This is a genomic window from Petrimonas sulfuriphila, assembly GCA_038561985.1.
In the GTDB taxonomy this organism is placed as follows: domain Bacteria; phylum Bacteroidota; class Bacteroidia; order Bacteroidales; family Dysgonomonadaceae; genus Petrimonas; species Petrimonas sulfuriphila.
Genome location: CP073276.1, coordinates 2,897,069 through 2,918,656, shown reverse-complemented (window position 1 = coordinate 2,918,656; position 21,588 = coordinate 2,897,069). Strand labels below are relative to the sequence as shown.

The following is a 21,588-nucleotide window of genomic DNA, read 5'->3' as shown; positions in this document are numbered from 1 at the left end:
ATTTTATAGAGGTAAAATTTTATTTTGCTTCATAAACTATTCTTTAATATTTTTTTTACCGGCATAAAAAAACGCTCTATCAACCGTAGATCTTCAGTAATAATATCAGCTGTACCCAGTATCTGTTGGGTTATGGGTAGTGTTTTTTCATAATTGGTTTTCATCCCGTTTGGGAATTGAATTTCCACCACGTAAAATCCTTCGGCGTCTGGAACACTTGATATGCTTTCAATTCTTCCAATTAAATAACCAAACTCCTGGTCCGGGAAATTGTTGATGCGGACATTTGCTCGCTGCCCTATCCTGACCTTCCCTGCGCCCTGAACAGGAAGCATGGCTTTACCTTTAGGTGTATCCTGTTGGGACGGGATAACCGTAAAAACGGTCTCACCAACATTTACGTTTTGATTGCTGCTCCAAATTCCCATTTGCGTAACAAAACCGTCGATGGGGCTCACTAATAGATAATCGCGCTCCCACTCTTTTATCTGAGCATTGAGTGCTTCAGCAGCATTTTGTAACGAAAGCTGGTACTTTCGCTCCAATTCTGTAGCCTGTTGCTGAAGATCCAACAGGTTTTCTTCGCCTTGCATGAGCTGTAATTCTGACTGTTTGAGCGATGCATTAAAGGAAAGATACACTTGCTTGTTTTGTAAAAAGCTGCTTTTAGATAAATCGTATTCATTACCCGAAATTACGTTTTTTGATAAAAGAATGGAGTCGCGCTCGAAAATACTTTTTGATGTCTTGAATTGTTCATTTACGACCGGCTCCTGTTTGATGATGCGATCGTAATATTCTTTTTGAGTTACCAACTGTTGTTTTTGTGAAGCAATTTTTTGAGGATAATAATTTAATGTTTTATAATTCTGATAATCGCTCAAACTGTTGAGAAAAGCGGCATAAACGGATTGGATGCTTCCCAAGGCAAACGATTTTTCTGCAAAAACGGACAATGCCGTTTCATCGGAATAGTCCGATGCTTCCCATCGTTTTATCGTTTGGATAAGCAATAGCATATCTTCGCTGTTTGCCGGATTCTGGATAACCGCCAGTGGCGTTTGAGCTCCAACCGCCTCGTTGTTTCTAACGAATATTTCATCAATCTTTCCCGTGGATCGGGCAATGATGCTCGCAGGAGGTTCTAATGAAGTTACAGTAATTTCGGCCGTTATTACATCGGGATACTTAAAGAACCAACTGCCAACAAGTAATAACAAAACAATAGTGAACAATGTAGTTATTCCTCTTCTTAATATCCACGATGGAATTTGACTCATCACCTCCTGGACTTCCTCGCTGCGAAGCTCTATTTCCTTGTATTTTTTAATTTTTTCACCCATGCTTTGCGTATTATTTCCAAGTTTCAATAGGCTCTTTACCAATTCGTAATATTTCACTTTCAGAACTGTAAGTTAATCATGTGTACCTTCTCCGACAACTTTTTTCCCTATTATGGACCTACTTAAAAATGGCTTTATATATATGTAGAACAAAAATCTTTCGTTTACTAACTGTTAAAACAAATCATTAACCTCAAATACGTGGAACCCATATGCTTTGTATCATAGCATACTTAATATTGATATAACTTCTTGAATCAGGACAAAACTATTTTTAATTTGTAATGTTTTTTAATATATAGTTGATACATAACATAAAGTCATTTTCAAACAAACTGAAACGCTGTCGCTAATTCCTAATTAACTATAAAATTAAAATAATACTATTTTTCTCAACTTTACATTCTTTTAATTTATATCTTTTCTTAGTTTATTGAATATCATTCTAATCTCCTCAGTATTAGGCGATGGGGCATTACTATTTATAAGGTTACCCTTTGGATCGTAAATTATATATCTAGGAATTGTATTAACTTTCAATTTACTTAAGTATGAAGAAGTTTTTGAATTTATAATGGAGTAACTATTCGCGTCGATTTTTTCATCCTTACAAGCTTTTAGCCAATTGCTTTTAATATCATCTTTTGCCAAATATATAAAAACAACATTTTTATCTTTAAATTCTGATTTTAACTTTCTGCTATATTTGAATGCTTCTCTGCACGGAGCACACCAACTTGCCCAGAAATCAATATACAAAATAGATCCCTTATATTTATTTAATACAGACTGCAAAGTATAAGTATTACCATTCATATCTTCAAGAAGAAGTTCATTTTTTTGAGAAAAATCAATTTCGTATTTTCTCAATAATTTTTTTGTAAATATCGAATCGCCAAATAAATTTATGAATTTTCTATTATATTCTTCGATACTAAAAACATTGCCATTCTCAAAGATCTTATCTAACTCCAAAGCCATAAAATGACGTTTGGCATTATTAGTCAAGAAATCTAGGCTAAAGATGGTATCAAATCTTTCTTCATAATTATGACGTTGATAGCCTTCACCTCTAATCATCGGTATAGCATTTAATCGTGTATTTAGTTTATAAGACAATATGTCTCTGTAATTTTTGTAATTTAATAAAGAGTCTTCATTTTCTGAAAAAAGCACAGTGTCAGAAAGTAACTTGTTGAAGTTATTATCAAAGGGTAATAGGCCATTTTTCTTAAAAGAAATATATATTTTAGATACTAAATTGTTGTAACGATATTGAAAACTATTTATTGACAAAACATTCCTTTTTTGCAAAGAATCTAGTAAATACTTTTCAGTTTGTAGTTCACTAATTAATAATTCTCTAAATTTTTCTTTACTAATTTTCGGGATTGTGTTACTAAAGTATTGATACCTGTATAAGGCTTCAATCGGAATATTGTCTTCTTTTGTTATTTCTAAATTATAATTTACCTCTTGTCTATTAGTTGATCTATTCATTATTTCAGCAAAAGGCTTATCATCTTCGTAATTAAAAATAATAGTATCACCTTTCTCAAACAAATACAAGGCTTCATTTACGGCATTATATTTATGGGATAATTCAACATGTTTTCTTTTAGTGTTAATTCTAAGAGTGTCGGATACACTTGGCCTTATAGAATAAAACTTTTGGTATAATGAGTCGTTGACGTAGAAAACATCATATTCCGTTCTTATTTTTAAGTTTCCATCGAGCATTTTGAAATTGATACTATCTGGACAATTTTTAAAAATAAGAACAATATTTTTTTCTTTTTCTTCAATATTTTTATCGTTTTTGTTGAAACAACTTGTAAATAAAATAATCAAAGAGAAACTAAATAATAAAAGAAAAAGATGTTTATAAATTTTCAATATAATATATTTCATTAGTAATTTATTATTTAAATTTTGAGCTACTTCAAAATTTTTACATATATAAATAGATTTATTAAAAACATACTTAAATAGTAAATTTTGAAGTAGTTTAAAAATCACAGAAAATCAATTAAATAATTGGGATTGATAAACTTCCATAGATGAATCGAGTATAAATGGTTAATTATTAAAGTAATTCCATTTATATTTCTATATTTATTTAGCAATCCCAAATAATTCATTATTATCCGCAATAAGATGTTGTCGAACAACTGTCACAGCACCAATTATATTCAAGACCCAGTGCCCAAGCATGAGCAATCGCATTATCTACCTCTTGAAAAGATAGATTACATTTGATGACAGTTTCGGCTGGATCAATGTAAACTATCCTGTAACCGCATGTTCCTGATACTCCAGATCCTCCGAAAATAGCTTTCATTTCTCGGTTTTCAAGAACAACCGCATCCTTCAATTTAATTTTACTTAATTTTTTCATTTGTAAAAATTTAAATTTGTACCAAAGATTATTTCCAATTGTTGATTTAACAATTATTACGACCCTTTGATTTAGCAGTAATTTTATAGCTTATATTCACCATATTCCGTTATCTTTTAGAGATTCATTTACCCAACTCCAACTGGTTTTTAACCAATTCGTAATATTTGCCACGCAAAGCGGTCAGTTCTTGGTGTGCACCTTCTTCCGCTACTTTTCCCTGGTCTAACACCACTATTTTGTCGGCATTGCGTACCGTGCTTAATCGGTGTGCCACCACAACTACCGTCTTCCCTTTATAAAACTCCTGTAGGTGTTTCATGATTTCTTTCTCGTTATTGGCATCTAAAGCATTGGTGGCTTCATCGAGAAAGATAAATTCCGGGTTTTTATATACGGCCCGGGCAATCAGGATGCGTTGACGCTGGCCTTGGCTTATTCCGCTTCCCTCCATTCCGATCTTGGTATTGTAACCCAAAGGCAGGGAATCAATAAAATCACGAATATTGGCAACTGTTACGGCATGACGAAGTTTCTCTATGTCAACATAATCATTTCCTACACCGATGTTTTGTGCGATAGTGTCCGAAAAGATAAATCCGTCCTGCATGACCGAGCCGGATTTGCTCCGCCACAAGTGCGGATTGATTATGCTTAACGGTGTCTCGCCCACTTTGATGGTTCCCTTGTTGGGCTCGTAAAAACCCAACAATAGTTTTATTAACGTGGTTTTTCCGCTTCCGCTAGCTCCCACTATGGCGGTTACTTTTTCCTGAGGAATAGTCAGATTGATATTATCCAACACATAATCACGGTCGGCGCCGTCGTAACTGAATGAGAGGTTTTCGATGGAAATGTCGCGTTTATCGGGCAATACAGTCAATTTGTTTTCAATGGTTTCTTCTTCGTCTTCTTTGCCGTGAACTTCGTTCAACCGCTCCAAACTGATTTGGGCATCCTGGAATGAACGGGCGAAACCGATAAACTGCTCCACCGGCGCGGACAGTTGTCCGATGATGTAGGTCAGCGCCATCATCATTCCCAGTGTCATTTGTCCTTCCACAACAGCTTTGGCAGCTATAAACGAAACAATGATATTGGTGGTCTGGCTGAAGAACACGGAACCGACCTGTTGGAGTTGACCCAAAACCAATCCCTTTATCCCGATCTTGAACAGTTTTACCTGGATGCGTTCCCATTGCCAGCGCTTTTGCTTTTCACAATTGTTCAGTTTGATTTCCTGCATTCCCGTAATCAGCTGGATGATGTTGCTCTGTTCTCCGGCCGACTGGGCGAAACGTTTGTGGTCCAGCTCGCGGCGGTATTTCATAAAGAAGAGTATCCAAGCCACATACAAGGCGTTTCCGGCAAGGAAGATACCGAGGATGATCAAGTTGTAATACGCCAAGACAAAGGCGAACACGAAGAAGTTGACAAACGAGAAAAGCGTGCTGATGGAATTGCCCGTAAGGAACGTTTCGATGCGTCCGTGGTCGCCGATACGTTGCATGATATCTCCCGTCATTTTCGTGTCGAAATAACGGAGCGGCATTTTCATCAATTTAGCCAAAAAATCGGAAATAAGAGCAATGTTTATCCTTGTGTTCATGTGCAACAATATCCAGCTCCGGATAAACTCCACGGAAAGGCGGGCGACGAAGATAACAAGCTGGGCAATCAGTATGAGCGTGATAAAACCCAAGTTTCCATCGCGGATACCCACGTCCACCAAGGATTGTGTAAGAAACGGAAAAATCAGTTGCAGGATACTCACAACCAACATTCCCAACACCAATTGTACCAACTGGCTTTTGTAGGGTGCAAGGTAACGCAGGAAATAACGTAAACTGCGGTTGCGGTTTTCTTTTTCGTCTTCTCGGTCGAAAAACTCGGGACCGGGTTCTAAAAGCAGTGCCGTTCCTTTTTCCTCCTCGTCTTTTTTGGTACTGTACCAGCATTTCTTGAAATCGACTTCGTCATATGTTACCAAACCCAACGCGGGATCCGCCACGTAAATCCGGTGTCCTGCTTTTTTATCCTTCTTGATGTTGTGAACTACCACAAAGTGGTTCTGTTTCCAATGCACGATGCAGGGTAACGGCGCGTCTTTTACCAGCTGCTCAAATGAAATCATCACTCCCGATGTGCGAAACCCGATATGTTCCGCTGCATCGCTTATTCCCAACATGGATACACCTTCACGTGTAATAAACGAATATTGACGAAGTGTTTCCAGGCTGTAGTGTCTGCCGTAGTGTTTGGCTATCATGCGCAGGCAGGTGGGGCCGCAGTCCATGGCGTCAAGCTGGGTGTAAGTTGTAAATAAATTTAATTTCATTAATTTCAATGTTGATGATTTCCAAAGTTCAAGCATATAAAAAACGTCTTATTTTTAAATTGCAACAATCTCTCTCAACAAACAGTACTGTTTTTACTTTTTATTTAAGATTAGTAATTGCATAAATTAATTTTCTATCTTTCTCTTCATAAAGCTGAAGACGTTGTATTTTCCCGTTTGGAAAAACTAAAAAAGCCATCGGAATGGAATGAATATAATATTTATTTTGCAATCCTTTTACATCATCTTTAGCTAAAAGGCTTCGCCAGGGTATCTGCTCTCTTTTCATTAATTTTTTCCATTCTTCAACTGTTTCCGGTTCGTCAATTGAGACATAAGTCATATTCAGCTTTTCTTGTAAATCATTATGAATTTTTTTAAGATTGGGTATTTGTTTATGACAGGGTCCACACCAAGAGGCTGAAAAAATTACGAGATTATATTTTGTAGTGTCTTGAATAATTGGTTCGAGTTTATTTGTTTGCCAATCCGGGAGAGTGGAATTTTCAAAAAAATTCATATTTAAATACTCTTTAATTTTATTCCCGTAGTATGAATTTTTATTTTCAACAGAGAAGTTATTAAATATGCGTGCAATATCTTCTTTACTTTTGTATCTGCCAATAGATCCGTATAAAGCAGACATCAGATGATGTGAATCAGGAGAAAGCGATACTATTTTCTCATATTTACTTATGCGTTGGTCATAACTTAACGTGTCTCTCCAGAAAAGACTAAATCCCTCATTCAGTGCTTTTGCCATTAAATACATTGTTTCATCGTCTTTATTTGAAAAAAGGAAATCGTCAGTATAGAATTTTTTACCTTGATATTCAAAAATATCAGATTTGATAAATGAAGCTGAGAGCTTAGACTCTTCTCCGACTGTGAAACTATCATATTTTAAAGTATCTAACTCCAAAGGCATATACACAACAAATTTGTATTCTATGCTGTCATTATTTTGTTTGCCATACAGTTTCATCCCGGAATGTTTCTTATACACTGTATCGGAGTATTGAAATATCCAATTCTGCTTGTCGATAGAACTGCCGATCACATTGTGCTTTTCTAATCCCGATAAAGCTATTTCAAGACGAACTTGATCGTACTCTTTACCGTTGAGTTTAAGTTCAAGAGAGCAATTCTTGTTAATTTGTGCCTGCAATGTAGGTACACAAGAAAGAAATGAAAGTAAAATAATCAAATTAAATTTCATAATTTAAAAAAGTATAAAAATGGGGGTTATTTCAGAAACATGACTAGCTCATCATTCTGTCTTTGTTCCATTCAACAGAATAGTTGACAAACTAATTTTACTTCTGAGACACCCCCACTTGATTTTCAATTAATTAGAAAACACATGCACATGAACTATCTCCAGGTACCAAAACTCCACTTGAACAATACCCTTTTGTAAGTTTATCATTCACAATACCCCAACATTCAGCTCCGACTATACAGGCTAATTCAGTACAATCGGCATTGTTGTCGCCACTTCCACCGTAAATCATTTTCATTTCACGGTCTTCCAAGATAACTGCTTCTTGCAGTTTGATTTTACTTAATTTTCTCATAAGCATATAATTTTTAAATTATTAATTATACCTGTTGTCGTTTTAAATAACAACAGCTTTCTATATCCTAAAACCGGATAATATTTTCAATTTATTAATTTTCAGAGTAATCACGAAATAAAAATAGGGCTGTTCTAACTTCGATTTTATTTCCATTTGTTCAAGTCTATACGAATATTTTCTAAATCAACTTAAAATTTCCATTATCCTTTTCATTCTCATGTTAAGGTCAAAAATGGATGATCTTTCAAGGGCTTTTTTAGACAAATCATCTCTTAATTCTTTATTGGTAATTAATTCTCGTAATGCTTCGTAAATTTCACGGTAATCATTTTTAACTAAACATCCATATCGCCCATCATCGAGTAATTCAGAAGGGCCTACCGTATTGGTGGCAAGAATTGGCTTACCTAAACAGATGGCTTCTGCTACAACGTTTGCATACCCTTCCGCTATGGATGTATGCACAAACACATCACACCCCTTTAGATATGGGAAGGGATTATCACAAAAACCTAATAATGTGACATTCTCTTCCAAAGAAAGTTTTCTTATCGTTTCTTCTAGGGAAATTCTTAAGCTACCTTCACCAATGATCCAGAGGTAAAAGCTCAACCCGTTATCCTTCAAATCACCCAAAACGAATAACAGCCTGTCATACGCTTTTTCCGCATCCAGCCTTCCTATGCAACACAGTGTAATTTCATTATTTCTTTTTACCGAATATTCATTACTTAAACGAATTATTTTTTGTCTGTCTGTCAGATTGTATACAACTGATTTATCTACCGGTATATCTCCAAATCTCTCTATAAAACGCGGTAATGTTTCCTTTGTATTAAATAAGATCTTATCAAATTTCAAATAACAAGATATCTCTTCTTGTAAATCTTTAAAAAACACACGTGTATAATGTAAATTATATAAATCAGTCCTCACCCATGCATGTTTTTTAGCATTTGTTTTTCTATTTGCAATAAATTTTGTCGCGCTACCCTCCAAAAAGGCTACTTCAATATCGTACTCTTTTATAGTATACTTCTCAAAATAATCTAAGGTAAACCAGTTAACTTCCGTTGGAATATCTTTCAAATAAACTCCATACTTGTTAAAAAGGAGCAAATCGATCTCAAAGAGACTATAGTCTAAATTTTCAAGCCATGTTATTAACTGTTTCTCTGCACCTCCATGACTTAAATTGGGTATGCAAAACAGTATTTTCCTTTTTGATTTTGGTGGTTTTGATAATATGAATTTCGATTTATATAATGTTGCTATTTTTAATCTTAAAGAATCAAAATCTAACTGTCTGTTTTCAAATAAGGCAATATACTCGTTTATCTCATCTATCGCATTACTATCCAATAAAACTATTTCTGACGCAATATAGTTTAAAAATTCTGTTTGAATCATCATTATTTGCAATTTAAAGTCTGCGTCCGGTACTCTTTGCTGTAGTTTACATGAAACCAAGTATTCACCAAGAGATCCAATCTTGAAATTATTCATAATCATGTCTGCCAATAACGCATAGCTATTGCTGAAAATATTGCTCCCTTTATACAGACCGGATGAAAAATTAAATCTCATTAAGGAAGATTTTCTAAACATCAACGAAGAGAAAAAAACAGGATTACAAAAAATGATTTCGTATATTAGTTCATTGGAAGAATAACGGCCTTCAATTTTGAAATTACAATAGTCATGAAAATTCACACCGGTACAAACACAATCATCGTCCAAATTACTTTTCAAATAATCATACTGTTTTTTCAATTTATCTGCACTTATCACACAATCTGACTCTAAAAAAGAAATATATTCTCCTTTAGATTGCGAAATTCCCTGTTTAAATAATTCAACGAACCCGGATGAGGCTTTAATGTATCTGACACTATTATCCTGAATATCATGAATAACATCGATAGTCTCATTTGAATTGCTTAAATCCAGTACAATGATTTCAAATAAGGACAATGTTTCTTCTAAAATACTTCTGATACCGTATTGGCATGGACATCCTGTATCTTTAATAATATAAACTATGCTGACTTTAATATCTTCCTTATCCATGCATACACAATTATCAAATTTTTATACTTTTTCCAAGGATGAATCAGTTTTGTTTTAACAATTACAACCGAAACGAGCAATGAATTATTTTATTTCAGAAACACATTGTTATAAAGGTCATCTATAAATTAATACAGGGATTCGATTAACGCCCTGTAATTCTCTTTCATATGGTGGATTGAATACCTGTCTTCATACGTTTTTAAGGCTCCTGCACTTAACCGATTGCATAAATCCTGAGAGTCTAATAGCTTTGTTATTGCCTCAGCCAAATTTCGTGAGTATTCTTCTGGCTTGTTCCTGTTGCCTATTTTCGCAACCAAACCATTGATCTCATTTTGAAACATATTTCTAATCCCGACACCATTCGATGTGACAATGGGTAAACCGAACATCATCATCTCAATTCCCACAAAACTGCATTGTTCGTAATAGGAGGGAATTACTCCTATGTCTGCAACGGATAGCCATTTGTATATATTGTCCTTATCTAACAGGCCTGTAAAGGTTATGGATAAAGTACACGATGATTTGGCCTGTATCAGCTCTCTTAAAGACTGTTCATTGGCATCACCGATAATCACAAGCCTTACATTCCGATTTGTTTTTAAAATTAATTTCATTGCCTCCATTAAGGCAAATATCCCTTTTTGTTTAGTCGGCCGTCCAATGACCACAAGGATCTTTTCATCATTTCTTATATTCAACGAATTTCTTATTTCTTCCGAATTTTTCCGTTTTGAGACAATGCTGGATTCCCGCAATCCGTTTGGGATAAATGAGATTTTTTTCTTATTCAATTTATAAACGGAGCGCAAAACAGCATAAGAATCCGGCGATAAACAGATAATCCGATCCGCAAATCCATACATCCTTTTTTCTTCTTCATAACAATTAGAAAAATCCCTTTTTGCATTTCTTGACTGGTCGGTACTAGAAGATTTATTTTTGGTCAGCTGCTTGTACTCTTTTAAATTCCCCATTAGAGGTGCCGTCCATCCGAAATCATGGATGGTAAAAATAATTTTGGACAAGGGAAATGTTTTCTTCAGCGATTCCATAAGATCACCGCACGGCGAGTGATTTAAAAAGAAAATATTATTAGGATCGTCTTCAATATATAATCTCAAAAACTTATCCATCACCTGCACATGATGCAAAAAATGGCCTTTCATAACGGGAAAAAGTAACTTTTTAGTCTCTTTTTCTTCAACGATACTGAATTCTTCCGTGTCGGCGTTAAAAATAATCAGACAGATGCTATGTCCGGATGATTTAAAACAATGCAATAATTCCCGCAGGTACGTGCCGATTCCATTCTTTTGGGAACTGATATATTCATCGAAAATATAAATGTTTTTCATTTTGCGAATATGATTTTTAATAACTTTCCGGCCAAGCCATCTTTTAATCCTAACGGATAGGAAGATATTTCATTGGATATGTCTGTTGACTCCATGATAACAAAATCAATGACGGATGTATTGTAATCCTTGATGTTCCCGGTATTATAAAAATTTCTAAACACATCCAGCAATATACTTATCGATGTATCTTTTATCCGTTCTTTTAACAATGAGCATATTGCATATATATCCGATAAATACCTGTCGTCAAAAGGTAATCCTGTATTTTGATCAAGCGCTCCTTTTACATGGTATATCACGTAATGCAGCAGTCCTTCAAATCCTGTCTCCAACGAAAGATCTGAAATTCTTCTCGGATCCACTTCCATAATTTTCTTATCAATCTCATCGCATATTTCAACACCGGACCCTTCTACAAATTTATTCTGGATTAAATATTCGATTCCCCACCCAATTCCGGCTAATCCGTTGCCCAATGAAAAAGGCAAACCTTTATTTACTTTCGCTATAATATTTTCGAGTAAATCAAATGCAAAATCGGAAAATATTTCATTTTCTTTTTTTCTGGAATATTCGGATAACGCTAGAACAATTCCCATTTGTCCTTCGAGAAGTCCAATATCAGTCATAAAAAAAGATTGTAGCATCAAAGTATGTGCTATCCTATCAGAATCAATGAAATTTATACCACATTTTTTCATTACTTTTTAACAGAGAAAATTTATTTTTCTAATTCAATTATTTCAATAGGATTCTTAGCACCATAATAAACCACTTTACCTTCTTCTACAAATCCATAACTTACTCTTTGAAATCGATTCTTCCTTATTTTCTGTAATTGCAAATAGTTCTCACATTCAATAATATTTTTTCGATTGGGCATTTCAATGAATTGATTTTTTACTTTATTCAGGCCAATCGCTTCAAAACAGAATATTTTTTCCGAATCTTCTACTTTCAATATCAGTCCAGGCAAGCCATACAATTTCCAGGGGCCATCATTTATGGGGATATCCGTCGTAAACCACACCGAGTATGTTCTACCTCTGAACTCAGTAACACCTTTTTGACAAACATAATTCAATAATGTTAGTGTGTCGTCGGTAATTATCCATTCATGCAATACCGGTTGTTCTTGTAACCGAAAGAAAGTATCAGAATAGTCATCAGTGATTACTATTTTTTGTTCAGATCGGTTCTTATAAATTTTAGCGGATTCTCCTTCACTTGCATCAATCATATGATAAATTGACATTTTTTTCTCTAACTTTAGCTGAAGTTCTTCAGGATCCACTCGAAAGCTGATCTTTCGATATACAGGATTCATCGCTAAATTAGCACCATCTATCGAATCACGTTTTTTTTTGTTCCAATCATAATATACCGACCAATCATTGCCAACAGCTAAGACCATAGTGTCTGTTTGTATTATCACTTCTTCCTGTTTATTTGCTTGATGTTTAAATACAAATAGAACATTTAATAGTATTGAATCCAGCCTATTCTCATTCGAAAAATTCCTTGTCGACGAAAGCACCATAACGGATAATGAATCAAAACCGTACATCATCAAGAAAAGGGAGACGCAAAAAAAAAGTTTTTTCCACCCATTGACCATTTTTAATTTTGTTTAAAGTATAAATTGAATTAATCCATAACTTTTTTAAATACAACTTTTTCCATATAATGGAGAGGTACAATCTTAACTCTTTCTTATTATTAGTTTAATTTAGATATTTAATTCTACAGAATTCGGATAATCCTCTCCATTAAAAGGCGAAATCTATGCCCCTTAAGCGTGATTAGCAATTTAAAATGGAAACCTGTGTACAATCTCCATTAGTTGCACATCTAGTATTAAGATCTGCGTGCATAGTTGATGTGCTTGCATAGAATTTTGTCCAACTTGAAGCATAGGGAGGATTGGTTTGTCCTATACAACTACAACTAAAACATCCTCCAGTTAATCCGCCACTTCCACCAGAAATCAATTTCATTTCATGATTGTCGAGGACAACTGCCTCCTCTAGTTTAATCTTACTTAATTTTTTCATAAAACATAATTTTTTGTCTGCAGCAAGGTTTATTAGACATGCCAACAAATTATTTTATGCTGCCTCGTAATTTGTTAGTCACTGTTTATTTATAGAATCTTAAATCTTATTCTTAGCAGAATCTCCGACGGACGAAGCATATATACCGAATAATAACTGCTGATATCGCTGTAGGAATAGGTTATGAACTTGTTTGTATTAAAAATGTTTGTCCAATCCAGCATTAAATCCACGTTTTTTAACTTGTATTTTACACCCAGGTTCCCAAACCAAGATGACCGGGCTTCAGACTCTATCAAGCTGTTGAAATAATGATTGAACGATATATTGAAAATCAGTTTTTTTACCGGAATTATTGAGGTGCCTAGATTTTGTGCAACATTATGAACGGCCGGCATGGATTGATTGCGGATTTTACTTCGGGTATGGCGATAAGAAATGTCGTATTTGAGGACCATAAATCTGCCAATATCCGTAGTAATGGAAGGGGATAAGGAGTAAGAGTCAAAATTCAAATTCGAAACAATGCCTTGATTTAGCGACAGGGTTTTGCTTTTATTATAACTTGCAAACAACTTCATTTCCGATTTTATCGCATCGATACTTTGGCCGAAAGAATAATCCAACCCGTAGTAATGCGAAGTATTAGTATAAGGAATACTCGTGGAACTGCTCATTATGCCGTTATAGCGGACATCTCCAAGTGTATTGCGCCATATATTGGAATAGGATAACCTGAAAGATGTAAATAATGTTGTAAAGGGATTTTTGTAACTGAAATGCACGAAAGTGCCGGTTTGATGGTTTTTGCCGAGCAATCCGTTACTTCTGTTCATTCCCCGGTAATTAGCCATGATATATCCCAGATAATCTTCGTTAATACCCCCGAATTGATTTGAAAAACGTACGTTTGAAAACAAGTCCCATCGCGAACTGATAGGATATTGAATGATCAGGAGTGGTGAAATAAGCACATGCCCCCCGTTTTTTGAAGTATTTCGAATGTGGTCGTTCCGATTGATAAACAGATAACTAACCGGAAAAGAAAGAATCGGTTTGAAATTTTCCGAAAAACGATAAGACAGGCTCCCATTAAGGCGAATACCAATTTCGTTTCGATGTAATCGGTTTCGTAAAGTGTCTGCCGAAACTGATGAAATCGCATCAGACACAAAAAGGCCGGACTGCATAAAGTAATGATCGGAAAATACATTGGTGCTGTAGCCAACCGTAAAACGCTTGCCCAAGTTTCCTCCAGATACATACAGATTAGTTTTTAAATGGTTATAAGAAACCTCTTGCCGGATTAATGTATCTGATTCTTTTAAGTTAGTAAAAACTTCATCGAACAAAACAGGTGAAACGCTCAGTGAATGATTCTGCATAGTGTAGGATATTTGAGAGCCAACCCTGAAATTTTTATTCTCTTTCCGGCGCAGGTACTCGAAATCGTTGCCAATGTTGAACGATGGAAATTGTAGAAATTGGGATATGTCGCGTACAGCGGCAATTTTACCGGTATGCTCGTTCCATCTGGAAGATACATTGAGCTTGTTATTCAGGAAATATTCATCGGTATTCCCCTCCAGTGTAAGTGTTCCCTCCAGCTCACGCTTTAATAATTGGGCATTCATATCTTCGGTTATGTGGATGTTTCCACCGTCAGCCACAAATATATCTCGTTTTGAATAACTACTGCTTTTTTGTTGATCGTATAAATAATTAAGGTTCCCGGTCAGCGTAAGATCTTTCTTTAATGCTTTCAGGCTGTTGAGCGATCCCAAGTGTGCATTATTAAACAGATGATGCTGTTCTCTTATGGCAGGCGGAACGGGTGCAATTACCGACATGAAGTTTACCGGGCCTCCGCCGGATCCACCGTAAAAAGACGTCAACTCCCGCACGATATCCCGTCCTGTATTATCGCCCTTATAGACCGACATATCTTGTTGAGTCGCCGAGAAACGCATTCCTACCAATTCGTTGCTCAATAACATAGGTGGAAGTCCCGCTCCGGCTTGCGCAGTAAGAAAAAAAGCACCGTGTGCCGATTTTTTTAATTTAAGATTAATGGCGGCTGCTTCGGGAATTTCCATGTCTTTTAGCGCCTTGATGGGTTGGTGGTTCTCAAGCACTTGCACGGATGCCACTTTTGTAGCATCGACATTATTGGTGGCGATACCGTATTTCCCTTTCAGCAGGTCCAATCCTTCTACATAAAATTTGTTGATAGCTTTGTTCTGATAGAGTATCTGTCCCGAAGATAACACTTGGATTCCGGGCAGTTTTTTTAATACGTCGCCAATGCTGCGGTCGGTTTCGTCCAGAAAACTCGCTACATCGTAATGGATAGTATCACCCAACTGACGGATTTTAGGCGCCTGGACAATAACTTCTTTTAGCTCCATTGTTTTTTCAACTACCAAGAATTCCACGAACCTTATATCGCTTTTTACGTGTTTTGTCTGGCTTTCCAATGTCATGGCTTTCACGGATATTTCTACCGAGTCGGGCATATTGGCGCTCCTTAGCGTGAACGTCCCCTCTTTCGAAGTCATCGAATAGGATATAATTGATGTTGAGCCTACAGGATGCATTGTAACGGCAGCATTTGCAACAGGCTCCCGGGTTTGTTGGTCAAGTACTCGGCCTTTGATTTCTTTCTGGGCGAAGATTGCACTAAAAGAAAGTAAAAATAATAGAACAAAAAGTGGTATTCGTTTATTCATTTTGAGATTTATACTAGATACATAGTATTCAATTTTCGAATTCTAAATTTGATAACGTGACTGGATTTCCTGTAAGGTAACCTTTTGCTGAAACATTTTTTCTATCATAAGGAAAAGCGATAGTTGTATTTTTGATATGTTGTAATCCTATAGTTTTAAACTGAACATGACGCCTATTATTTCGGCTTTAAAAATCAACTCAGGTAGTCCGTAAGCTTCCAAGGGCCATCGTTGACAGGCATCGTAAGTGCGCCCACGGAATGTGGCGGTAGCTTTAGTGCATAAATAGCCTCACCCTGTGGGAGTATCAGTTAGAAATAGTCCAATCCATTGGCACAGCTTCTTCCAATACCAGATAATAAGTAGATATGAAACTTGTTCCAAAAGGGCATAGTCAAAAGTGGTTGTTTTTTGCTCTACACGTTCTTTGTATACACTTGCAATTTCTGGCTTGCGAGGAGTATTAATTACTTCTGCTCCACCTTCCAATAGAGAGCTTAACTCGTTATCATTCATTTTTAAAAATATCAAATTAAAGCGGGGAAAATAAGCTGTGCCGATAAATCAAGTTTTACTTTATGTCAATTGTAATATTCCGACCAATTTGTTTCAATGTTTAGAGCCACACACATTATTAATTAGTCCTTATTTTCTTCCTCCATGAATATGATATCTTTTGATAATGGTTTCTCATAAATAATAACATTTCCTTTATCTTCTATTAAATAACTATTTCTTTTGTTTCGGATAAACTTATAAAACTGATTCAACTCTTTGCAAATTTCAGTATTCTTGCCATAAGAAATATCTATTGGAGTATTTTTAATTTTTTGGATGCCAATAGCCTTGACGTGGAAAATTCCGTCACTCGTTTTAGCCTCTAGAATAAGACCCGGTAAACCGTATAGTTTCCACGGGCCATCATTAACCGGTAGTTCCTGGGTAAAATAGGCGTCATATTCTCTTCCCCTGAATTTTGTTGTTGCCTTATGACATGGATAACCCAATACCCGACAGGTGTCACTACCAATCACCCATTGCTGTGGTAACAAATCTTCTGATAAAAAAATTGAAATATCTTCTCCATTCGCCTGATTTTGATCTAATGTATAAACTCGGTTTTGTTCACGGTTTTTGTAAGTTTTGGTTGAAATATAATTATCCAATTTGAAAACATTGTGTTGATATTCATTTTTTCCTATAATTATATTTTCCAGATCATCGGATCGAGTGTACTCTATGGAAAGAGACTTAATCTGCTCAGGCTTTATAAACTTATCGATTGTTTTATTCGGCACTGTCATGTCATAAAATACAGACAACCTATCGCCTATATCCAGTGCCATTGTATCTGCTCTCGAAAGACTCTTATTTAAGTAATTATTTTGACTAAAATCATACACAACACGTAAACGTGCTGTATCCCCATCGATTTTGACATCCGTGTTTTGGGCATTACCATTTGTTATAAATGCAAATGCCACAGCAATTTCAAATACTCGTATTTTCATATTAATATTTTCCTCCTTTCCTTTGGGACCACTCATCTATGGTGGCAGTTTTATATCTCAAATAAATAAATATTGAAAAATGTAATTGTTCTGTATAGAGAACTTAGATTACCGTTTTAATTTGATGATTCTTAATCTTATGATCTTTTAAAGGTCATATTAATGCTGTGATTTTACTGCTATTATAGCTATAAAGAGTAAGGAACGAACCCTCACTCTTTATAATTCTAGTTATAACTTAGAACACTTAAAGTTGGACACATCCACACTTATTAAAAATTCTCGGAATTTTTCGGCAGACACCGCCTAGTCCATTATCTGTCAAACAAGCACCATAGCATAGAGTTGCATCAGGGTCACACGAAAGGGAGCCACTTCCACCAACAATCTGTTTCATTTCACTGTCTTCCAACACAACTACTTCTTGCAATTCGATTTTTTTTAACTTTTTCATAAGCATAAAAATTTAAAATTATTAATTACACCTGTTGCCTTCTTATATATGCAACAAGCTTTTCATATCTCAATATCGGAGAAAAAATGCAGATCTTCAATTTTAAAATTCTCTGGCAACTTATAACCGTTCACCAAGATTGTGGGAGTTGCCCTTAGACCCGATTTTTCCTTCCATTGCTCATGCCTGGCAAATTCATTGGCTATATTTGGTTCTTCTATCTTTACAGGGTGCTTTTGAAAAATGGTTTCTTTATCATATTTTCCCTTTTCGAACCATTCATTATAAATTGTTTTAAACTCATCGTTTTTTTGCCGGTAAACCCCAATAAGAAATTGATTGGATATGTCCAATTCCTTATGGAAAGATGAAAAAATATATTGCACGCAAAGGTTTTCATTTTTATTTAACAAATCATTCACTCTTTTATGCATTCTAGCACACGGATTACAATGGGGGTTTGTAAATATTGTTATCAAAAATTTAGAATTTAGGTTACCTAATAGAATGGACGATGTCTCTCTTGTTACAACATAATAAGGTTGTTTTTTCAATAGTGATTTAAAAACGTCTTCATCGGCCTTGATGTTGTTTATTTCATAGTTTATATTTTCAACTTGTAAACTTTTCATCAGAATTGATAAAACCAAATTGGTGCACAATATAAAAAGCAAATATGATAATCCCGTAATGGACAATTCCGACATTGACAGGGTTGAAACAAGAAGAAATCTAAAAGATAAGTTAATTACAAACAGTCCCCATAATAAAATGATCACAATAAGGCACAAGGGGCACCATTGCCTGGCTTTGAATTTCTGATACCAAATACTCCAAAAACTATATGGCAAACAAAAGACATTGATTAATGCAAGGTAAGGAATATATGAAGGTAACAAACAAATAACAAATATATTAGTCACAAAATAACTTAATCCTATTTCACTCCAGCTAAAAACTCCAAAAAGCTTGGCCGCATTAGACTCAAGTATATTATTACAATCGCTGTGTTTAAATAATGAACAAAGCCTATCACTATAAGTGCTTTGGATATTTAATTGTTTAAGAACTAATAAATAACCTATATAGACACCTATTGAATTTATTAACAGCAGTAAAATAAGTCCAACATCAAAATAACTCTTATTCTGAATAAAAGAAATAAAAAGCAAAAAAAATAAAATCAGGAGGATAGATATTTTTTGAAGATACTTAAGAATTTGAATTTTGAAATGTTTATTGTATTCCGGTTCAATTGAATCCTTATTTCGTTCAGCGATAAGCACAATCCCTGTCCATATTTTATTAAACTCTTCTATCGGAATTTTTATACTTTTGTCTCTTTGGGTGAATTGGATTTCATCCTCTAATATTTTTTCAATAATAACGAAGTCGTCATTGATATGGGCAATAAAAGGAGTTTCTATTAATCGTATATTATTTTTGTCTATAAGTTTAAGTCCGGCATTTTCCACACCGTATTCTGAAAGCATAGAAGACAAACCAAATAAATTGTATTTATGAGGGTGCTCGTTGAAGAATTGATTCGAAAAAAGATGTGTATGCCTTACCCTCAACAACTCTAATAAAGATATGAAAATGTTAGTTTTCATATTAATTATGTTTCATGATTGAAAAGACATAAATAGTTATTAAATAATTATTTATGCGTTAAAGTAACGTATAAATTTTCGATAAAAAAAATAAAATTTTATGTTTTAAAACATAAAACCAACTAAAAGTTTTCTATACAATCATTATGAGTTTTACACTCATAGGAAATTACCTTTTATTTAATTTACGCTTTCACTTTTCAAGTGGCGATACAGTGTCAATTTACTGATATTTAAAATATCGCAAATCTCATTTACATTATTTTCATTGCTTTTATACAACGAAACTGCTGCTTTAGCTGTTTTTTTGGCTTCAGGACTGAGGCCCTTCTTTCGGCCACCCAAACGTCCACATTCTTTGGCAGCCAATAATCCGGCCTTGGTTCTCTCTATAATTATTTCGCGTTCGTACTCGGCCAACACCGCGAAAATAGCAAACTGATACCTGCCTAATGGAGTTCTGGGATCAATCCCGTCTTGAATGCTTCTGAATCCGACACCTCTTTTATAAAGGGTGTCTACAATGTTGACAAGATTTCTTAAGGATCGGCCAAGGCATTCTCCAGTTCGGGGCGTTCTTTAGTGGCGGATATTTTTCAGAGAAAATTTCAGTGCATTCAGCTTTTTTCAACGCATCCAACTGTAAATCTAAATTTTGTTCTTTGGTGCTAACACGGGCGTAACCCATTATTACCATATTATTTACGGTAGTTTTATGAAATTACAATTTCGCTAAGATAATACTCGAAAAGTAAAATTTCTCGGTAGGTTTTTTAAGATATGGGAGCGGCAAACCTAGATACAAAAACAGGAAATTTATTGTATTGAGCTCCCTATTAGTCAGGCTTAGCCTCCCGCAACCGTATTAATGACGAGTTGCTCCTCAGCATTGCTCGTTTTCTCTTCTGTCTGCACTACAAGTTAGATAATTATAAGAATAAAACATCACACTATTTTTATTTTATAAATATCCCAGGTTGTCCCGTTTTTATTTCTCTTTCACAACCAATTCATACCAGTCACTACCCTTTTCAGTAGAAACTGTAAAGTCGCATCCCACTTCGTTCAGATAATTGCGTAAACGGTTTATAGAACCGGTCATACTGTTGTATCCCGTGAAGCTTCCCGCCCAAAAAGTTTCCTGTAATACGATTTTTTCTATGCGATGATTTTCATCTTCGAGTAACCATTGAAAGATTTTGAGTTGCTGGGCAGGCAAACTGACGGTTTTTTCTTCGCACCGCAATTTGCCCGACACGGGATTAAAGAAGGTGTATCCGATATTCCACGTTCCGTTGCGATGACGGACAATGGTATTTCTCCGAATCCCATACTTTTTTGTAAGTAGATAAGCAAATAGCATCAACAATAATAAAACAATAAGTAGAAGAACATGTAAAACACCTTTGGACATTTCTTTGAAAACAACCGACGGAGAATAACAAACCAGGCCCCGATAACTTATTTCGTTAAAAACTTCCTGATGTAAAACAGGTGTTCTATGCCGTATGCTACAACTTAGCGTGTCATCGCTCACACTGCTGTTACCTCCGTAATCCACCAGCACATAAGAGCGGACAGCCGGTATCCTTTCCCGCAATCTCTGCCGAAAGACCCGATTAATGGTATCTGCATTCACCCTATCCATCAACAGCTTGTAATCCTGTGAAACATATATCTCGGAACTTCTGGTGGATTTTGAAGATGTTTTCGCGGGCACGGAGATGGTCACACCCCTGACGTCAGGCTTGTTCACTGCCTTCAGTCGCACCGCATCTTTAACCGATTGTACAAAAATAGAATTTATCGTTTCTTTAAGAGCAACTTCGGTCTTCCAATAGCCTTGCCACCCCTTTGCGATAATTACAAGAATCACGACAGCAAGGCCAACTCCGGTTATGCGGAGTCCTTTTACCAGTTGCCTTTGTTGTAAATTCGTCATTTCTGCCAAGTAGATAGTGCAAAAATAGTGCTTTGATTTGATTATTGGAAATACAAATACGATTTTATCGTAAAAATATCTGCTTGAAAACGCCACATAAACAGAACACTGTAAAATGTGAGGTAAATGTGAGGCAACTTTTTCTTTAGGAAGAAGATGTAAAAGCTATCTTTACCCATAAAACAAAAA

The 21,588-nt window shown here is 35.3% G+C and carries 17 protein-coding genes and 1 pseudogene; all 18 read right to left on the bottom strand.

Annotated elements, in window-relative coordinates; all coding sequences use genetic code 11:
* Positions 1 to 29 precede the first annotated feature (29 nt).
* Positions 30 to 1,343 (bottom strand): HlyD family efflux transporter periplasmic adaptor subunit, encoded by a 1,314-nt coding sequence (locus KCV26_12360; GenBank protein WZX38391.1) that lies wholly within the window; start codon positions 1,341 to 1,343, stop codon positions 30 to 32.
* 408 nt (positions 1,344 to 1,751) lie between these two features.
* The gene (locus KCV26_12355; GenBank protein WZX36085.1) at positions 1,752 to 3,254 is read right to left on the bottom strand and encodes a TlpA family protein disulfide reductase; all 1,503 of its coding nucleotides are present in this window, start codon (positions 3,252 to 3,254) and stop codon (positions 1,752 to 1,754) included.
* A gap of 232 nt (positions 3,255 to 3,486) precedes the next feature.
* Positions 3,487 to 3,741: a TIGR04149 family rSAM-modified RiPP gene (locus KCV26_12350; GenBank protein ID WZX36084.1), complete on the bottom strand. Its 255-nt coding sequence runs from the start codon at positions 3,739 to 3,741 to the stop codon at positions 3,487 to 3,489.
* Positions 3,742 to 3,865: 124 nt separating this feature from the next.
* The gene (locus tag KCV26_12345; GenBank protein ID WZX36083.1) at positions 3,866 to 6,079 is read right to left on the bottom strand and encodes a peptidase domain-containing ABC transporter; all 2,214 of its coding nucleotides are present in this window, start codon (positions 6,077 to 6,079) and stop codon (positions 3,866 to 3,868) included.
* 100 nt (positions 6,080 to 6,179) lie between these two features.
* Positions 6,180 to 7,298, bottom strand: a complete 1,119-nt coding sequence (locus KCV26_12340) for a thioredoxin family protein (GenBank protein WZX36082.1) — start codon at positions 7,296 to 7,298, stop codon at positions 6,180 to 6,182.
* Positions 7,299 to 7,431: 133 nt separating this feature from the next.
* Positions 7,432 to 7,656 carry a TIGR04149 family rSAM-modified RiPP gene (locus KCV26_12335; protein ID WZX36081.1) on the bottom strand — a complete coding sequence of 75 codons (225 nt, stop codon included), beginning with the start codon at positions 7,654 to 7,656 and terminating at the stop codon, positions 7,432 to 7,434.
* Positions 7,657 to 7,842: 186 nt separating this feature from the next.
* Complete coding sequence (locus tag KCV26_12330) at positions 7,843 to 9,729, bottom strand: glycosyltransferase (GenBank protein WZX36080.1); 1,887 nt, start codon at positions 9,727 to 9,729, stop codon at positions 7,843 to 7,845.
* 128 nt (positions 9,730 to 9,857) lie between these two features.
* Entirely contained in the window at positions 9,858 to 11,093 is a 1,236-nt protein-coding gene (locus KCV26_12325; GenBank protein ID WZX36079.1) for a glycosyltransferase, read from the bottom strand.
* Positions 11,090 to 11,797 carry a hypothetical protein gene (locus KCV26_12320; GenBank protein ID WZX36078.1) on the bottom strand — a complete coding sequence of 236 codons (708 nt, stop codon included), beginning with the start codon at positions 11,795 to 11,797 and terminating at the stop codon, positions 11,090 to 11,092. The genes KCV26_12325 and KCV26_12320 overlap by 4 nt, the downstream gene beginning before the upstream one ends.
* Before the next feature lie 20 nt (positions 11,798 to 11,817).
* Positions 11,818 to 12,714 (bottom strand): GLPGLI family protein, encoded by an 897-nt coding sequence (locus tag KCV26_12315; protein ID WZX36077.1) that lies wholly within the window; start codon positions 12,712 to 12,714, stop codon positions 11,818 to 11,820.
* 184 nt (positions 12,715 to 12,898) lie between these two features.
* Positions 12,899 to 13,150: a TIGR04149 family rSAM-modified RiPP gene (locus KCV26_12310; GenBank protein WZX36076.1), complete on the bottom strand. Its 252-nt coding sequence runs from the start codon at positions 13,148 to 13,150 to the stop codon at positions 12,899 to 12,901.
* Positions 13,151 to 13,239: 89 nt separating this feature from the next.
* On the bottom strand, positions 13,240 to 15,879 hold the full coding sequence (locus KCV26_12305; protein WZX36075.1) for a hypothetical protein: 2,640 nt from the start codon (positions 15,877 to 15,879) through the stop codon (positions 13,240 to 13,242).
* Positions 15,880 to 16,170: 291 nt separating this feature from the next.
* The gene (locus KCV26_12300) at positions 16,171 to 16,395 is read right to left on the bottom strand and encodes a hypothetical protein (GenBank protein ID WZX36074.1); all 225 of its coding nucleotides are present in this window, start codon (positions 16,393 to 16,395) and stop codon (positions 16,171 to 16,173) included.
* A 122-nt stretch (positions 16,396 to 16,517) separates the two neighbouring features.
* Positions 16,518 to 17,426, bottom strand: a complete 909-nt coding sequence (locus KCV26_12295) for a GLPGLI family protein (protein ID WZX36073.1) — start codon at positions 17,424 to 17,426, stop codon at positions 16,518 to 16,520.
* 211 nt (positions 17,427 to 17,637) lie between these two features.
* A complete protein-coding gene (locus tag KCV26_12290; protein WZX36072.1) occupies positions 17,638 to 17,844 on the bottom strand; it encodes a TIGR04149 family rSAM-modified RiPP in 207 nt (68 codons plus the stop codon).
* Positions 17,845 to 17,906: 62 nt separating this feature from the next.
* Complete coding sequence (locus tag KCV26_12285; GenBank protein WZX36071.1) at positions 17,907 to 19,457, bottom strand: thioredoxin domain-containing protein; 1,551 nt, start codon at positions 19,455 to 19,457, stop codon at positions 17,907 to 17,909.
* 180 nt (positions 19,458 to 19,637) lie between these two features.
* Positions 19,638 to 20,154: pseudogene (locus KCV26_12280) on the bottom strand (recombinase family protein).
* Positions 20,155 to 20,445: 291 nt separating this feature from the next.
* Positions 20,446 to 21,399 (bottom strand): hypothetical protein, encoded by a 954-nt coding sequence (locus KCV26_12275; protein WZX36070.1) that lies wholly within the window; start codon positions 21,397 to 21,399, stop codon positions 20,446 to 20,448.
* Positions 21,400 to 21,588 lie beyond the last annotated feature (189 nt).

Coding starts and splice junctions, on each gene's coding strand:
- KCV26_12325 (WZX36079.1), bottom strand. CDS start 11,093: ATGAAAAACATTTATATTTTCGATGAATATATCAGTTCCCAAAAGAAT.
- KCV26_12350 (WZX36084.1), bottom strand. CDS start 3,741: ATGAAAAAATTAAGTAAAATTAAATTGAAGGATGCGGTTGTTCTTGAA.
- KCV26_12330 (WZX36080.1), bottom strand. CDS start 9,729: ATGGATAAGGAAGATATTAAAGTCAGCATAGTTTATATTATTAAAGAT.
- KCV26_12335 (WZX36081.1), bottom strand. CDS start 7,656: ATGAGAAAATTAAGTAAAATCAAACTGCAAGAAGCAGTTATCTTGGAA.
- KCV26_12310 (WZX36076.1), bottom strand. CDS start 13,150: ATGAAAAAATTAAGTAAGATTAAACTAGAGGAGGCAGTTGTCCTCGAC.
- KCV26_12315 (WZX36077.1), bottom strand. CDS start 12,714: ATGGTCAATGGGTGGAAAAAACTTTTTTTTTGCGTCTCCCTTTTCTTG.
- KCV26_12355 (WZX36085.1), bottom strand. CDS start 3,254: ATGAAATATATTATATTGAAAATTTATAAACATCTTTTTCTTTTATTA.
- KCV26_12320 (WZX36078.1), bottom strand. CDS start 11,797: ATGAAAAAATGTGGTATAAATTTCATTGATTCTGATAGGATAGCACAT.
- KCV26_12345 (WZX36083.1), bottom strand. CDS start 6,079: ATGAAATTAAATTTATTTACAACTTACACCCAGCTTGACGCCATGGAC.
- KCV26_12300 (WZX36074.1), bottom strand. CDS start 16,395: ATGAATGATAACGAGTTAAGCTCTCTATTGGAAGGTGGAGCAGAAGTA.
- KCV26_12275 (WZX36070.1), bottom strand. CDS start 21,399: ATGACGAATTTACAACAAAGGCAACTGGTAAAAGGACTCCGCATAACC.
- KCV26_12290 (WZX36072.1), bottom strand. CDS start 17,844: ATGAAAAAGTTAAAAAAAATCGAATTGCAAGAAGTAGTTGTGTTGGAA.
- KCV26_12285 (WZX36071.1), bottom strand. CDS start 19,457: ATGAAAACTAACATTTTCATATCTTTATTAGAGTTGTTGAGGGTAAGG.
- KCV26_12305 (WZX36075.1), bottom strand. CDS start 15,879: ATGAATAAACGAATACCACTTTTTGTTCTATTATTTTTACTTTCTTTT.
- KCV26_12360 (WZX38391.1), bottom strand. CDS start 1,343: ATGGGTGAAAAAATTAAAAAATACAAGGAAATAGAGCTTCGCAGCGAG.
- KCV26_12295 (WZX36073.1), bottom strand. CDS start 17,426: ATGAGTGGTCCCAAAGGAAAGGAGGAAAATATTAATATGAAAATACGA.
- KCV26_12340 (WZX36082.1), bottom strand. CDS start 7,298: ATGAAATTTAATTTGATTATTTTACTTTCATTTCTTTCTTGTGTACCT.